Annotated in this window: 15 protein-coding genes; 13 read left to right on the forward strand and 2 right to left on the reverse strand. The window is 52.8% G+C overall.

The window, feature by feature from the left end; all coding sequences use genetic code 11:
• The first annotated feature begins 834 nt into the window (after positions 1-834).
• From C8N40_RS19605 to C8N40_RS19620, 4 genes are all read left to right on the forward strand, one after another.
• On the forward strand, positions 835-1,641 hold the full coding sequence (locus C8N40_RS19605) for a membrane or secreted protein (RefSeq protein ID WP_108213512.1): 807 nt from the start codon (positions 835-837) through the stop codon (positions 1,639-1,641).
• 164 nt (positions 1,642-1,805) lie between these two features.
• Entirely contained in the window at positions 1,806-1,997 is a 192-nt protein-coding gene (locus C8N40_RS19610; RefSeq protein ID WP_092104110.1) for a cold-shock protein, read from the forward strand.
• A 196-nt stretch (positions 1,998-2,193) separates the two neighbouring features.
• Complete coding sequence (locus C8N40_RS19615) at positions 2,194-2,397, forward strand: hypothetical protein (protein ID WP_108213513.1); 204 nt, start codon at positions 2,194-2,196, stop codon at positions 2,395-2,397.
• A 4-nt stretch (positions 2,398-2,401) separates the two neighbouring features.
• Positions 2,402-3,139, forward strand: a complete 738-nt coding sequence (locus C8N40_RS19620; protein WP_108213514.1) for a PRC-barrel domain-containing protein — start codon at positions 2,402-2,404, stop codon at positions 3,137-3,139.
• Between the two features lie 816 nt (positions 3,140-3,955).
• Here the strand turns inward: C8N40_RS19620 and ppsA are convergent.
• Complete coding sequence (gene ppsA, locus C8N40_RS19630) at positions 3,956-6,391, reverse strand: phosphoenolpyruvate synthase (protein WP_108213516.1); 2,436 nt, start codon at positions 6,389-6,391, stop codon at positions 3,956-3,958.
• Positions 6,392-6,751: 360 nt separating this feature from the next.
• On the opposite strand from ppsA, the gene C8N40_RS19640 reads away from it, so the two are divergent.
• The 9 genes from C8N40_RS19640 (at position 6,752) to C8N40_RS19685 (ending at position 15,023) form a co-directional block, all read left to right on the forward strand.
• Entirely contained in the window at positions 6,752-8,098 is a 1,347-nt protein-coding gene (locus C8N40_RS19640) for an MBL fold metallo-hydrolase (RefSeq protein ID WP_108213518.1), read from the forward strand.
• A gap of 260 nt (positions 8,099-8,358) precedes the next feature.
• Positions 8,359-9,015 carry a Crp/Fnr family transcriptional regulator gene (locus tag C8N40_RS19645; RefSeq protein WP_108213519.1) on the forward strand — a complete coding sequence of 219 codons (657 nt, stop codon included), beginning with the start codon at positions 8,359-8,361 and terminating at the stop codon, positions 9,013-9,015.
• A 369-nt stretch (positions 9,016-9,384) separates the two neighbouring features.
• Positions 9,385-10,227, forward strand: a complete 843-nt coding sequence (locus C8N40_RS19650) for a sulfite exporter TauE/SafE family protein (RefSeq protein ID WP_108213520.1) — start codon at positions 9,385-9,387, stop codon at positions 10,225-10,227.
• Between the two features lie 180 nt (positions 10,228-10,407).
• The gene (locus C8N40_RS19655) at positions 10,408-10,767 is read left to right on the forward strand and encodes a hypothetical protein (protein ID WP_108213521.1); all 360 of its coding nucleotides are present in this window, start codon (positions 10,408-10,410) and stop codon (positions 10,765-10,767) included.
• 266 nt (positions 10,768-11,033) lie between these two features.
• Positions 11,034-11,669, forward strand: a complete 636-nt coding sequence (locus C8N40_RS19660) for a TlpA family protein disulfide reductase (protein WP_170114164.1) — start codon at positions 11,034-11,036, stop codon at positions 11,667-11,669.
• A gap of 60 nt (positions 11,670-11,729) precedes the next feature.
• Positions 11,730-12,179: a rhodanese-like domain-containing protein gene (locus C8N40_RS19665; protein ID WP_108213522.1), complete on the forward strand. Its 450-nt coding sequence runs from the start codon at positions 11,730-11,732 to the stop codon at positions 12,177-12,179.
• 24 nt (positions 12,180-12,203) lie between these two features.
• Positions 12,204-13,109: a sterol desaturase family protein gene (locus tag C8N40_RS19670; RefSeq protein ID WP_108213523.1), complete on the forward strand. Its 906-nt coding sequence runs from the start codon at positions 12,204-12,206 to the stop codon at positions 13,107-13,109.
• A 111-nt stretch (positions 13,110-13,220) separates the two neighbouring features.
• Entirely contained in the window at positions 13,221-13,625 is a 405-nt protein-coding gene (locus C8N40_RS19675) for a hypothetical protein (RefSeq protein WP_108213524.1), read from the forward strand.
• A gap of 1,143 nt (positions 13,626-14,768) precedes the next feature.
• Positions 14,769-15,023: a hypothetical protein gene (locus C8N40_RS19685; RefSeq protein WP_092104132.1), complete on the forward strand. Its 255-nt coding sequence runs from the start codon at positions 14,769-14,771 to the stop codon at positions 15,021-15,023.
• A 70-nt stretch (positions 15,024-15,093) separates the two neighbouring features.
• Here C8N40_RS19685 and C8N40_RS19690 read toward each other — a convergent pair whose 3' ends face one another.
• Positions 15,094-15,903 carry an endonuclease/exonuclease/phosphatase family protein gene (locus C8N40_RS19690; RefSeq protein ID WP_245905194.1) on the reverse strand — a complete coding sequence of 270 codons (810 nt, stop codon included), beginning with the start codon at positions 15,901-15,903 and terminating at the stop codon, positions 15,094-15,096.
• Positions 15,904-16,064 lie beyond the last annotated feature (161 nt).

Consider the following 16,064-nt stretch of genomic DNA (forward strand, 5'->3'; position numbering starts at 1 on the left):
TTGCTAAAGTAGAGAGGCTGTTTTTTTTTAAATACTTTCGATTCTTATCAGGTATGCAATCAAAGTATAAATTGATGCTCAACTAATTTACTTATAATCGCCTTCAGCAGTACCGGGTCCAACCACCCCTACCCCCTCCTTGACCAACGCGGGGAGTCTGTAATTACTTCGGCTAAAGTATGAGCTTTGTAGTGGCTAGAATAGTGCAGACAGGTTGCGACCTGTCCCTACAAGTATAAACCCACCCCCAGCCCCTCCGAGGAGGGGAATTATACTTGCCCTCTTTTTCTGTCATCTCGAACGCAGTGAGAGATCTAACGGGTATTCTAGTCAGATCTCTCCCGAAGGTCGAGATGACAGTAGTGGCCGTAGCTATCGAAATGATTCCCAGCCTTTGGGTTGAGCGCCTTGTGAGATCCGGTGCCCGCTAAGGGCATGCTGAGCGAAGCGAGGCAAGGAGGGAACACAGCGCGATGCCCGAAGGCGAGCCCTCTCGGGCTTGAGAGCTCCAAAGCCAGAGGTGAAACAGTTGGTTCGTGGGGCTGGAGGATGAACATTGGCTAGCAAGAATAGCTTGGTTCAAGCGGAAGGAAGCGGCGGCTAAGAAAGTATAGCGAAGTATAAAGTATAGCCAAAGTGTAAAAGTATAAAGTATGACTTTTCAAGTCAGTCAAGTTGCAAACTTGACCTCATAGTAAGACACAAGTCTGAAGACTTGCGCCATAAGTAGAAGCGGTGGTTAAGCAAGTATGGCCAAAGTATAAAGTATAAATCCCTATATTCAACCAGCGTATTAAAACACCGTTTAACACCTTGAAACTAAAACCTATACCTATGAGCTTTATCCTGACCAACACCTTAAACCTCGCCATTTCCATACTGAGCGCCTGTGCTCCGCAGGCAGCGGCGCAGCCCGAAAGTATACTGGTTCAAACCGGGCAAAAAACACAGCAGCAGGAGCAACTGAAAGGTGCCTGGCAGCTAGGCTCCGGCACCACACAATACGCCACGCTACCTAAAGGAGCAACGGCCGTTGCCATGATGGAAGACGGCTATTTTACCGTGGCCTACTTTGATGAGGCAGGCAAGAAATTCATCGGCACTTACGGCGGCACGTATACGCTCCAAAATGGCAAACTTATCCAGAACCTGGAGTATAACACCCTCGACACGGCAGCGGTAGGCACGACCCATACTCTGAGTTATACTTTGAAAAACGGACAACTGCAGCTGAAAGGCAACAAGGTGCAGCAAACCTGGGCCAGGGCCGATAAAATCACCAACTCCCCGCTGGAAGGCACCTGGCGCATTACCGGCCGTGCTGAAGAGGGCGGTAAGGTAAATCCGATTCATACCACCGGCACAAGGAAAACGCTGAAGATCTTGTCCGGCGACCGCTTCCAGTGGATTGCTTTCGACAGCGGCAATAAGTCGTTCTCCGGCACCGGCGGCGGCACCTATACTGCCGAGAACGGCACCTACACCGAAAACATTGAGTTCTTCTCCCGCGACTCCAGTCGGGTGGGCGCCAGCCTCAGCTTCAATTTTGAGGTGAAAGACGGCAAGTGGCACCACAGCGGCACCAGCAGCACCGGCAAGCCCATCAACGAAGTATGGGAGCGTATCCATACCTTAAAATAGCCTGAGAAAGAACCTCCTTAGGTCGCCAAGATGATAAACTGAAAAATAAAATCGCAGTTTTTTGGCGCCTGGTGTAACTTTATAATTTTTTTATCCTACCTTGTAGAAAATAATGAACAAATACTGCTTACTTATTGTAGTAAGGGTATAATAATCAAATCATCATGAATCAAGGAACAGTAAAATTCTTTAACGCCGAGAAAGGATTCGGCTTTATTAAAGAGACAAATTCAGGTCAGGAGTACTTCGTACACGTTACAGGTTTGATCGACGAGATCAGAGAAAACGATGAAGTTACTTTCGAACTAAAAGAAGGAAGAAAAGGGCTGAACGCCGTTAATGTTAAGCGCGTTTAGTTTTAACATACAGATCATCCTGAAAAAGCCCTGCCATACAGCAGGGCTTTTTTCTTTTCTACCCCTCCCCTCCTGTGGTTTCAGCCCCACATCGCGCTTCGTTTCAACATATATAGCACGATAAGCGTATTACCAACACGACCTTTCTTCTGCCTGCAGAGGCAGGCTGTAACTATGAAAAAAATAACCGATCAAGATGGCTGAAATCAATATAGAACGCAAAAAGAAACCGATGTGGCCCTGGCTGATTCTACTCCTGGTAATTATAGCACTTATTGCCTGGGCGCTGTATGAAATGACCGATGAACCCGCTGAAACGGAGTATGAGGAGGTACCTGCCACGGGCATGGTTTCCCCGCATCCTGACCCGCTGATGACAACCACAAATAACAACGTATAAAACTATGAACGACGAATTTAAGAACGAACGCCTGGTGCCGCTGAGCGCCATGAAAGATTATAAAATTGCCAAGGACAACCCCGATGTGCTGGGATGGCGCGTGATTGGGGCCGACGGCGAAAGCCTGGGCATGGTGCGGGACCTGATTGTTGACCCCCATGCCATGAAGGCCCGCTACCTATCCGTGGTGGCCGACCGCCGGTTCTTCAACACCGGTGACGACCAGCACCTGCTGGTGCCTATCGGGGTGGCCGCCCTGGACAAAAAAGGGAAGCGTGTGTTCATCTCAGCCGTAGACTCCAACACCGTAGGCAGCTACCCGGTTTATACTGGCGGCCCCATCTCGGAAGACTACGAGTACCGCGTGCGCGACACCTTGGCCAGGGCACAGCGCGATACCATCGGCACCCAGCAGGAGCACCGGGCTGAGTTTGACGAGGCGCTCCGCGAGCAGCGAACGCAGCCGTCTACCATTTCGGACGACTTCTACAACGACGCCACCTTCGACGAGAACCGCTTCTATGCCTCAGACCAGGAAGTGTACCGCGAGAAAATCTACTCCACCCGCGACTACGATAAGGAGGACCACACAGTACCGGAAGACCTGCGCACCGAGGAGAGAAGGCCGACATCTGTGGAAGACTCCATTGCGACCATTGAGCGCCTGGAGCACCTGCGCGAGCGCGGCTCTATTACCGAAGAGGAGTTTATACTTCTGAAAAAGCGTGCGCTGAACCTTTAGGTTCACGTAAAGCCATTGGAGAAGCCACATTGCCTCAAGCTGTGTGGCTTCTTTTTTTTTACTTTCCTGTGAGGATATTTACGGCATAGAGCAACGCCAAAATCATGTTTTGAACTCGACAAGCTCGTAGTGATATACTTTATACTTGGGCTATACTTGCTCATTTATACTTTCGCTGGCACGAGCTTGTAGGTCGTGTCTTTTTATACTTTGGCAATACTTCTTATACTTGTCAGCTTATACTTTCCTAGCCACCGCTTCCTTCTATTTGAACCAAGCCATCCTTACTAGCTGCTGTTCATCCTCTAGTTCCCACAAGCGGCTCGTTTCATCTCTAGCATTGGTGCCCTCCTAGGCCGGGAGGGCTCGCCTTCGGGCATCGCGCGGTGTACATTTCCTTTGCTCCGCAATGCCCTTACCGGGCACCGGATCTCACAAGGCGCTCAACCCAAAGGCTGGGAATCATTCGATAGCTGCTGTCTATGCTGTCATCTCGACCTTCGGGAGAGATCTGATTAGGATTCCCGATAGATCTCTCGCGCAGCTCGAGATGACAGGGAAAGTAGTAAGTACAATTCCCCTCTTGGGAGGGATTGGGTTGGGTTTATACTTATAGTGACAGGTCGCAACCTATCCGCGCGAGAACTGGGCTATAACACTTATACTTTAGCCAGAGTAACAACAGGGCTCCCCTCCTTGGATAAGGAGGGGCCAGGGGTGGTTGGAACCGGTACTGCAAAACAAAGTATAAACCAAGGCAACCAGAGGACTTGAGAAAGCACAGGCCCCCAGAACATAATCTATATTTTACCCGCCTTACGCATAAAAATACCCAGCCTGATCGTCGCCCGGCTGTAGTTTCTGCTCTGCCTGCAGCATGTTTTCCAGCCCTTTAAAGAAAGCATCCGGGTTAAAGGAAATACTGTCGATGCCGTGCTCTACCAGAAAGGCGGCGTATTGCGGGTAATCACTTGGGGCCTGGCCGCAGAGGCCGACCTTGGTGCCGGTTTGCTTCGCTTTCTGCAGCGTCATCACAATGAGTTGCTGCACGGCCGCATCAAACGGGGAAAAGATGTCGCTCAGCAAACCCGAGTCACGGTCGGCGCCGAGGGTGAGCTGGGTGAGGTCGTTGGAGCCGATGGAGAAGCCGTCGAAAACCTCAGCAAATTCCTCTGCCAGTAATGCGTTGCTTGGTATCTCCACCATCACATAAATCTCCAGTCCATCACTGCCGCGCTTCAGGCCATACTTTTCCATCAGTGCTATCACCTGCCTGCCCTCCTCTACAGTTCTGCAAAAGGGAACCATGAGCTTCACGTTTGTCAGCCCCATGTCGTGGCGCACCTTCCACATGGCCTGGCACTCCAGTTCGAAGCCTTCCTGGTACAGCGGGTGGTAGTAGCGCGAGGCGCCCCTGAGGCCAATCATCGGGTTAGACTCATCGGGCTCAAACAGCCTGCCGCCCAGTAGGTTTGCATACTCGTTCGACTTAAAATCGCTCATCCGCACAATCACATCCTTCGGGTAAAAAGCGGCTGCAATCACGGCGGTAGCCTCGGCCAGTTTGTCTACAAAGTAATCTTCCTTGTTGGGGTAATGATGCGTGAGCTGTTCTATCTTTTCGCGCACCTGCTGGTCCTCCACCTTTTCGAAATGCTTCAGCGCCATGGGGTGTATCTGGATGGAGTTGTTGATGATGAACTCCATGCGCATCAGGCCCACGCCATCGTTTGGCAGGAACGAGTATTTGAAAGCTTGCTCCGGGTCGCCAAGTATAAGCATGGCCTTGGTGCGCGGCCTGCCAAGCTTGCTCATGTCCGTCTGCTTTTCCTCCCACGCCAGCCTGCCTTCATACACATAGCCTGTTTCGCCGCCCGCCGTGGAGACGGTCACCTCCTGCCCGTCCTGTATGGTTTGGGTGGCGTTGTTGGTGCCAAGTACGGCCACGGCGCCCACCTCGCGGGCTACAATGGCGGCATGGCTGGTGCGCCCGCCCTGCTCGGTCACAATGGCGATGGCTTTCTTCAGAATCGGGTCCCAGTCAGGGTCGGTTTTGCGGGTGACCAGCACCTCGCCCTCCTGCAGCTTGTCTATCTCCTCAGGAGAATGCAGAATGCGGGCAATACCCGACACGATGCGGTTGCTGAGGCCGATGCCCGAGCAAAGCACCTTGCCCTTTTCCTTTAAAGTATACTCGGTGAATAAGGCTTCTTTTTTGCGCTGGCTCTGCACCGTCTCGGGCCTTGCCTGCACGATAAACAGGTCGCCTGACTCGCCGTCTTTGGCCCACTCAATATCCATGGGCTGCTTGTAGTGTTCCTCAATGCGCTTGCCCCATTTGGCCAGCTGCAGCACCTCCGCATCCTGCAGCACATACTGCTCCTGCTTTTCGGGGGGCGTGTCCAGGTTAATGATGGCATCGGTGGGTTTTTGCAGCTCTCCCTCCTGCTTTTCGGCATACACCATGGTTCTGGCCTTGCTGCCCAGCTTGCGCGAGATAATCGGTTGCTTGGCCTTGTCCAGCATCGGCTTGAATACCACGAACTCATCAGTGTTCACGGCGCCCTGCACCACGTTCTCGCCCAGGCCCCAGGAGCCGGAAATAACGACAGCCTGCTCAAAGCCAGTATCCGGATCGAGCGTGAACATCACCCCTGAGCAGGCCAAATCGGCGCGCACCATCACCTGCACCCCCACCGACAAAGCCACCTGCATGTGCTCAAACCCATTGTCCACCCTATACTTGATGGCGCGGTCGGTGAACAGCGAGGCATAGCTGTGGTGGCAGGCTTTGTATAGGTTGTGCAGGCCGCTGACGTTGAGGTAAGTTTCCAGCTGGCCGGCAAAACTGGCGGTGGGCAGGTCTTCGGCGGTGGCGCTGCTGCGCACGGCAAGCGAAATGGTATCACCATAGGTTGAAGTTAAGTTCGCATACCCGCGCTCCACTTCCTGCTGTATCTCTTCCGGAAATGCCGACCCAAGTATAAGCTCCCGGCACTTTCTGCCCACCTCAGCCAGGTTCGAGAATTTATCCGTGTCCAGTTTCCCCAGCACTTCCTCCAGCTGTCCGCGCAGGTTATTGTGGTCGAGGAAGTACCAGTAGGCCTCCGCCGTGGTGGCATAGCCGTCAGGTACCCGTATCCCTTCCGGATTCAGCTGGTTATACATTTCGCCAAGCGAGGCGTTCTTCCCCCCCACCCTGTCCAGGTCCTGGTAACTTATTTCGTTGAACAGCTTGATAAATGGCTCCATGGGTTTGGTCTTTAAGTGCGGTTCGATGGATAATCTACCCCTGTTATTATACTTATTCTTCAACGTTTATACTTTTATCAAGTTTAATAGTGTGTGCATGAAAACCGGAAAGCTGATGAAGATCATCGGACTGCCTGCCATACTTGCTGGGGTGAACGATGATCTTGTTTCAGGAGGCAGAAGAGCAGATTTATTGGAAGTATGATTGCAGAAGCAACTGAAAGTATAAAGTATAAAAATGCCGGGCGGCCCTGTGTGACAAACATCACTGAAGCAGGTATTTTAACACTGTACCTTTGTACTAAAACCGATACGGAAAGTATAAGACAGAACAAAGTATAGAACTTAACCAACCATACCATGAAGATAAAGCAGTTTGAAGACAAAGGCCTGGCGCATTTCTCCTACGCCATCTTAAGCGAGCAGACCCGGGAAGTGATGCTCATAGACCCGGCCCGCGACCCGCAGCCCTACTATGACTACGCCGCAGGGCACGACTCGAAAATCGTGGGCGTTATCGAGACGCACCCGCACGCCGACTTCGTGAGCTCGCACCTGGAAATTCAGCAGCAAACCGGCGCTACCATCTACACCCACAGCCTGGTGGGCGCCGATTACCCGCACCAGGCTTTCGATGAAGGCGCGGAACTGCAGGTGGGCGAGGTAAAGTATAAATCGCTGCATACCCCGGGTCACTCGCCGGATGGCATCAGCATCGTAGTGGAACATGAAGGAAAGGACGTGGCTGTGTTTACGGGTGACACGCTGTTTATCGGTGATGTGGGCCGTCCCGACCTGCGGGAGAGCGCCGGAAACGTAACAGCCAAGCGCGAGGAACTGGCCCGCCAGCTGTACCACAGCACCCGCGAAAAGCTGATGAAACTATCAGACGAGGTGGTGGTATACCCTGCCCACGGCGCCGGCTCTTTGTGCGGGAAGGGCCTGAGCGAGGGCAAGAGCAGCACCATTGGGGCGGAAAAAATGAGCAACTATGCCCTCCGCCAGATGAGCGAAGAGGAATTCGTGCACATTCTGACAGAGGACCAGCCGTTTATACCCAAGTACTTTAGCTACGATGTGGCGCTGAACAAGCAAGGCGCACCAGCCTTTAAGCAAAGTATAGCAGGCGTTAACAGAATGGAGAAGAACTACAAGCCGGAGAAAGGTGCCCTGGTAGTGGATGCCCGCAGCGAAAAAGCATTCAAGCAGGGCCACTACAAAGGCGCGCTCAACATCCAGAACGGCGCCAAATTCGAAACCTGGCTGGGCAGCATTGTGGAGCCTGAGGAGAAATTTTACCTTATGGCCGACAGCGAAGAACAGCTGAACGACGTACTCGCCAAGGCCGCTAAAATAGGCTACGAGCTGCTGATTAAGGGCGCATTTGTGGCAGACAGCGTGCAGGAAGAGAAATCGCCGCTGCTGAAGGTGGAGGAGTTCAGGAAGAACATGAAGAAGTATACCATCGTGGACATACGGAACGAGTCGGAGGTCAAGGGCGGCCAGATTTTCGAGGATGCCATCAACATCCCGCTGCCGCAGCTGCGCGAGCGCGTGGAGGAAGTGCCCGCCGACAAAACGGTGGTAGTGCACTGCGCCGGGGGCTACCGTTCGGCGGCAGGCTTCAGCATCCTGAAGGCCGCCCTGCCCGATACCGAAGTGCTGGACCTGAGCGAGGCGGTGAATGATTTCAATGCTAAAAAATAACCATGAGTTTTTAAAGGCAGAGCGGGCACGGGTAGTGCCTGCTCTGTTGTTTTTATGTGTACCTTCGTTAAGAGCATATTTAAAATTCATCCTTTGCGCTGCAAACTGCTCCGAACGGAACCTGACTTCATGCTTTTCTCGTCACGTAGCCCTGCTATGCGACTTGAAAACCACTTTGTCAGAACCCGTTCGGACCAATTTTCGCTTGCAAAAACGAAATTGAAACATACTCTGAGATACGAGCCTATACGTACCCTACTATGGAAAAACCGGATAAAGACACGGTGCAGCGGCAATTCCCGCACCTGGAGCAGGGCCTGCTGGACGAACTGCTGCAGCAAAGCATCCTGAAAAAGGTGGAAGCCGGCGACGAGGTGATGCGGACCGGACAGTACATCAAATATACCATCCTGCTGCTCAGCGGCCTGCTGAAAGTATACCGCGAAGACGAGGAGGGCAACGAGTTCCTGATGTATTACCTAGAGCCCGGCAATGCCTGCGCCATGTCGATGATGTGCACGGCCCGCAACGAGCAAAGCCAGATAAAGGCAACAGCCGTCACCGACGCAGAGGTTATCCTTGTTCCCTCGCACCTGTCGGAGCTATGGCTGGGCAAGTATAAAACCTGGCACAACTTCGTGATTGCTTCCTATCGCCAGCGCTTCGAGGAACTGCTGCAAACCCTGGACAGCATCGCCTTTAAGGCCCTGGACGAGCGCCTGCTCTTTTACCTGCGCCGCCACGTGAAGGTAAGCGGAAACGAAGTGCGCCTCTCGCACCAGCAGATAGCCGACGAACTCAACAGCTCCCGCGAGGTTATCTCCCGCCTGCTCAAAAAGCTCGAGCAAACCGGCGCCCTTACTCTGCACCGCAACTACCTCGAAATCCACGACCTGGAGAAAGAGATTGGGAGTTAGAGAGTTAATGAGTTAGAGAGTTTAGGAATTAGAGAGTTTGAGAGTTGTAGAGACGCAATTCTTTGCGTCTCTGGAGTTAGAAAGTTAAAAAGTTAGAAGGTTAAAAAGTTTACGGGTGTGTCTATAGATGAAAAGTATACTTTATACTTTTAACGGCATGGTGCAAAAAAATTTCTCCCTGGATTTTCCTCCTTATATGAAATATAGACATTTGCATCTGCAAAGCACCAGATACATCTACCTAGGAAATCAACTTTCTAAATTTCTAACCTTCTAACTTTCTAACTTCCCACCTTCTGTGACATCAGTCACTGAGGCGGGGCTAAAGGTGGGCTACCTTTGTAGCAGTAACTAACTGAACAAAAACGAATGGAAATACTTGGATACGTGGCGGCACTTCTGATCGGGCTCTCACTCGGGCTGATCGGCGGGGGCGGCTCCATCCTGACAGTACCGGTGCTGGTGTACCTTATAGGCCTGAGCCCCGTTATCTCCACGGCGTACTCGTTGTTTATCGTGGGCTTAACCAGCCTGGTAGGCAGCTACAAGTTCTACAAAAAAGGCCTGGTGAGCCTGAAAACAGCCGTAGCCTTTGGCATTCCCTCCATTGTGGCCGTGTACCTGACAAGGCGCTACATTGTGCCGGCCATCCCACACAACATTTTCGCGGTAGGCGACCTGATGGTGACAAAAGACCTGCTGCTGATGCTCCTGTTCGCCGGGCTGATGGTCTTCGCCTCTATCAGCATGATCAGGAAAAAGAAATCGCCGGAGGCGCCTGTGGATGAAAACATAGACACTGCGCCTGAAGTAGCCAGGCCAAACGGCTTCCATCCTGAGCCCAGGTTTAACTACACCGGCATTCTGGCCGAGGGCCTGGTAGTGGGCACGCTCACAGGACTGGTCGGCGCGGGCGGTGGTTTTTTGATCATCCCGGCCCTGGTGCTCTTCAGCAAGCTCGACATGAAAATGGCGGTGGGCACCTCCTTGCTCATCATTGCGGCCAAATCGCTGCTGGGTTTCGTGGGCGACATTTTCAATTACCAGATCGACTGGCTGTTTCTGGGTATCTTCTCCCTTATCTCGATAGCGGGTATATTTGTCGGCTCCTTTGTAGCTGAGAAAATTCATGCTGAGAAACTGAAGACGGCCTTTGGCTGGTTTGTGCTTATCATGGGCTTATACATTATCGGGAAAGAGCTTCTCTTTTAAGTATGGCCAGGGGGGCACTGATAATAAGGTCCCGCGAGGAAAACATAGAACGGTTCAGGAACCGGAACCTGCTTTATGAACGGATAAAGGCGCTGTATATACAGGCATACTTGTGCCAACTGCGCAGTATCCGTAATTTGTAAGCGATTTATGCTTTAAACTTAGCGCACTGTACACCTGATGAAGGGCTATCTGCTTCTGTTTCTGAGTACCACGCTCCTGCTTTTCTCCTTACCGAAGGGCAGCATGCTTTACGGTACCCTCCCTACAGAGCAGGGCACTATTAAGAAAAAGTGCGCGGCAGGCGTTTTGAAGCGGCCATGTACCCGGAAGTGCCTCAGGCACCAAACGCACTCCGAACAGCGGGAAGCAGGCACCGTGCTTACCGACTGCAGCCAAACCTATTTTGCTGTACTGAACGCAGGGCAACAGCCGCTGCAGCTTCCCTCGGCAAGTGCGCTTGTCAGCACACTGAACCCTGTCAGAAAGCCGCTCTCGCCCTGCCTCAAGATAGAACCAGATCCGCCACAGATCGCTTGAGTTTACCCCGCAAACAGGAAAGCCTCCCTGATATAACTGTTGCCGCTACGCAGGCTATACTTGCTGGAAAATCCTTCCTGCATCACCCGGGGTTTATTCATACAGCCACACGGATTTACGCTTTGCGGCTGGAAAAACACAAGCATAGTGGTATATCTTTTCTACAGTTTAACATACTAGTTTTTTGGAGCCAATGCTACGCACAGCCTGCAGTAGCAGCGCCACAGAGGAGTTGAGCTGAAAGTATAATTCATCAAAGAGAAATAATGAGCAAATCTAAATTTTCAATAAAGCAAATCCCTAGCTGGGCCTGGATGCTTGGCGTTTTCGGGATTCTATACTTTACCGGGCTGCACACCGAGGCTATTGGGCAGGTGCAGCGCCTGCTGCTGGCCACTGGCATCCGCAATGCCGAGGTGCCGGAGACCCTGCAAAACCCTGATGCCAACGCAGTAGTGGAAGCAGCCGTAGCCGCCAACCCCACCATGGCAGGCGCCGGTTTTAAACTGGTGGACCTGAACGGCAAAGTGACCGACTTCGAGAGCCTGAAGGGCAAGGTGGTGTTCCTCAACATCTGGGCCACCTGGTGTCCGCCCTGCGTGGCTGAAATGCCTAACATCCAGCGCCTCCACGATAAGCTGGCCGATGAAAATGTCGCCTTTGTGATGCTTTCGGTGGACGAGGGCGGCGTGGAAAAGGTGAAGAAGTACATCGATAAGAAAGGATATACTTTTCCGGTATACATGCCGGCCAGTTCGTTCCCGCAGGAGTTTTACTCCAACGCCATCCCTACCACCTTCATTATCTCGCCGGAGGGCAAGATTGTGGCCAAACAGGAAGGCATGGCCGATTACGATACCAAAGAAGTGCGCGAGTTCCTGGTGGGGCTGGCAAAGAAATAAAACAGGCCGGCACGCTGCGCCAAGGCTGCGTGCCGGTTTATACTTTTATCTATCCGACCGATGATGCTAAAGAAGCTACCCTTTGCCCTTGCCACAGCCGCACTGCTCAGCGCATGCAGCACAGACCCCTCCGCCTCAGAGTTAATCGATGCAAACGGAGCCATAGTTCGGTCCGAAACCGGTGAGGCCGGAAAAGCCGTTACCATCAACAGCCATGAGGCAAAGGCTTTGCTGGAACAACACAAAGAACTGGTGGTGCTGGATGTGCGCACCCCTGGCGAGCATCAGGCCGGACATGTGGCAGACGCTCTCCTGCTGGACTACTACTCCCCCGGCTTCGAGCAACGACTGAAGGAGCTGGACACCACCAAGCCTTACCTGGTTTACTGCGCAGTTGGCAGCAGAAGCAGAGACGTGGTGCGCCGGATGCAGCAACTGGGCTTTGAGCAGGTATACGAGGCTGCCGAGGGCTTCGAGGCCCTGAAGCAGGCAGGCGTTCAGGTAGAATAATCTCGCAGCTATACTTCACATGACATGGAAAAGTACTGGCACCTCCTGATCTCGTCTTTTACTGATTATGCGGGCTACCTGTGGCGGGAAATCCTGTACCCGGGCTGGGGCAACTACTTTTACTGGCTCCTGGGCCTGTCGCTGTTTTTCTGGCTGCTGGAGGTGCTGCTCCCCTGGCGGCGCCACCAGGCCGCCATCCGGCAGGATTTCTGGCTCGACGGCTTTTACATGTTCTTCAACTTTTTCCTCTTCTCGCTGGTGGGCTTCAATGCCATCTCCAACATCGGCGTTGAGGCTTTCAATGACCTGCTGGGACTGTTTGGGGTAGAGAACCTGGTGGCATTTGAAGTACAAAGCTGGCCGGTGTGGGCGCAGCTGCTCACGCTGTTTGTGGTGCGCGACTTTATTCAGTGGAACGTGCACCGCCTGCTGCACCGCTCCGAGTTTCTGTGGCGCTTCCATAAGCTGCACCACTCGGTACAGCAGATGGGCTTTGCCGCGCACCTGCGCTTCCATTGGGGCGAAACGGTGGTGTATCGCACGCTGGAGTACATACCGCTGGCCATGATTGGCTTCGGGATTCAGGATTTCTTCCTGGTACACATTTTCGCTACGGCCATCGGGCACTTTAACCATTCCAACCTAAAGCTGCCGCTGGGGCCGCTGCGCTTCATCTTTAACAACCCGCAGATGCACATCTGGCACCACGCCAAGCACATGCCGCGCCGCTACGGTGCCAACTACGGCATCAGCCTGAGCCTGTGGGACTACCTTTTCGGCACCGCCTACCTCCCCGCCGACGGCCGTGACATAGAGTTGGGCTTCGAGGACGTGGATCAGTACCCGGCGTCCTTTATGGAGCAGCAGTGGCAGCCGTTTAAAGAGAAGCAGGCGCAGGAAGAAAAGACACGTACACTAGAGCGTGTGTGAGCCGGGCGAAACTTACCGGGCAGGCCTTTGTTAATCTTTTATTCACTATATTTACACCAAACACCAAAAAACAACAGCATGTATACAGGAATACAGCACCTACATTCATTCTTGAGCTACCTCGTACTGTTAGGTTTGCTCATCAGCTTTGTGGCCGCCCTGGCCGGATGGTTCGGCAACAAGAACTTTGGCGATAAAGACAGAAAGCTCGGCCTGCTGGGCCTCATCCCGACGCACCTGCAGTGGGTTATCGGCGTGATTTTATACTTTGTGTCGCCAAAAGGAATTGAATGGGCAACTGAGGGCTTCATGAAAGTTTCGGAACAGCGACTTTTCGTATTGGAGCACCCGCTTACCATGATTATCGCCGTTGTCCTGATTACCGTGGGATACGCCCGCGCAAAGCGCCAGATTGGTGCTGGAAACAAAGGCTTCAAGAGCATTGCCATTTTCTACGGCATCGGCCTTATCCTGATCCTGAGCCGCATTCCTTGGAACGCCTGGCTTGGCAACTAAGCCCGGCTACCGTATAAAAGTATAGCAGTCGCTTTGCCCCAGGGTGAAGCGGCTGTTTTTTTGTTACCTCTTCCTCAAAGCCAAGTAGCTTCTGTAGCACCGGGTCCAACCACCCCTGGCCCCTCCTTGGCCAAGGAGGGGAGCCCGCTATTACTTTGGCTGACTTATAAATTTCATAGCTACAGTTCTCGCGCGGACAGGTCGCGACCTGTCCCTACAAAGTCTAAACCCACCCCAGCACCTCCCAAGAGGGGAATTTATACTTGCTACATTCTTGTCATTTCGAGCAGCGCGAGATATCTGGCTGGAATTTTAAATAGATCTCCCCCAAAGGTCGAGATGACAGCAATAGCCATAGCTTTCGAATGCTTTCTCTGCAGGCGATTACATCCCCCTACCCCCTTCAAAGGGGGACTTTGGCTGAAGTTGCAGCAGCAGAAGCTATCGAACTGCTTCCCAGCCTTTGGGTTGAGCGCCTCGAGAGGTTCCGGTGCCTGAAAGGCAGCCCGAGGTACGAGGGCAGGAAGCGAAAGCAGCGCGATGCCCTTATCGAGGGCCCCTTCCCCCAAGGCGAGGCCTCCCGGCCTGGGAGGGAGCCAAAGCCAGCGATGCAATGTTAGGTTTGTTGGAACTAGAGGATGAAAGGGAGCTAGTAAGGATAGCTTAGCTCCAGTTGCAGGAGGTCGTGGCTATGGAAGTATAGACCGGCAAGTATAAAAGTATAGCCAAAGTATAAAATATGACTTTTCAAGCCAGTTGGGTTACAAACCCAACATCATAGGTAGGCACGGGTTGCAAACCCGCGCCAGCGAGAGTAGCTTGGTTAAAGTAGGAGGAAGCAGGGGCTATGAAGTATTCTCAAGTATAATCTATAAGAAGGTCACAATCGGACAATTGCGCCAGTGAAAGTACAAGTATAAATCAACCACTCATACCCTAAAACCCAGCAACCTATACTTTCATCACCCACTCCTGCAAATCCAATCCAGCTGCCACCCTACGTCCGTTTACTAAAAAAGGTTTTCGGTACGCAATAATAAAACTGGTATATAGGTTTTAGGAAATAACCACGTCGTGCTGCCGCATCAACCCGGACGAACCTGCCTAGGGAGGCGGCACTTCCCTAAATTTGAGTAGCGTACCATGATTATAACATTTATACTTTCCCTGATTGGAATTTTCGGAACACTGACCATACTGGCTTACCTGCGGCAGGTAGAAGACAAAATGCCTGAACTGCTCAGGCAAATGGAGGAGCCTGAGTGCCAGGTCTGCCACCTGCCCCACCCCCACCGAAGGCCAAAGAAAATGCGCCACAGCTTGGGTAAAATAAAGCGCTACTACCGCCGCAAAAGAAATGCCTCGCTGCTGCGCCGCCGGTATACCAAACAGGCCTGAATCCTTCAATAAAAGCTACCGTCGCTGCGCCAAACATAACTTTATACTTTCGCGAGGAGCTGCAAATGCCCTAAAACCGAAGCGTAGCCACCACCGGCAAATGGTCGGAGGCGTAGCGCTCGGGAATAACCTGCTGCGACACTACCTTAAAGCCCGACGCCTTGCTGAAGGCGATGAAATCAATGGCACGGGTGGGCACGTCTACGGGGATGGTGGGCGCGCAATCAGACTGGCAGGTGCGGGTAAACGCTTTGTCGAGTTCGGCGATGGCATCGCTCTCGGGCAGGTCGTTAAAGTCGCCGGCAAGTATAAACGGCAGTTGCTCTTGGGCGGCAATGCTGTTGATGGTTTGTACCTGCTGCAGGCGGTTGGCTGCGTTCTGCACGTCCAGGTGGGTGCTGCCGAAGCGGATGGTTTTGCCGCCGGGCAAGGTTACGTTGGCCGTAGCCAGCACGCGGTCTTCTGCCTCCGGCGCGGCATCTTCGGGCAGTGGCACCAAATTCATTTCGCTGAGCGGGTATTTGGAAAGTATAGCCACGCCATACTCACCGCCACCGAAATCAATAGCGCGGGCGAAGAAGAAGTTCATGCCTAACTTCTCTGCCAGGGCGGCTGCCTGGTTGATGTTGCCCGATCGGCTTGTGTTCACGTCCACTTCCTGTAGCGCCACCAGGTCTGGGCTGTGCTCCCGGATAACGCGGGCAATGGCATCCAGATCAATCACGCTGGGCCGGCTGGGCGGGTTGGCGTGGTGGATGTTGTAGCTCATCACCCGCAGTTCCGCTACCTGCTCCTGTGTGGTGGCCGTTTTACCCGCGCAACCCGACAGGGCCACGCCGGCCGAAAGTATAAAAGTATAAAGTATGGCTCGTAGTTTCATGGTATAAGTATAGCTGGTGTTCCTGCCTGTAAGCTAGAAAATATATCAGGCTTTTGCTATATACTTACCACTCCTTCCCCATCTTACCAGAAATTTTGTTGTTTTCCCGCTGCTGGAGCGAAACCACTGACCGCGAACAGCGGAAGCATACCCTAGCTCAC

The sequence above is a fragment of the Pontibacter mucosus genome (assembly GCF_003054055.1).
GTDB lineage: Bacteria > Bacteroidota > Bacteroidia > Cytophagales > Hymenobacteraceae > Pontibacter > Pontibacter mucosus.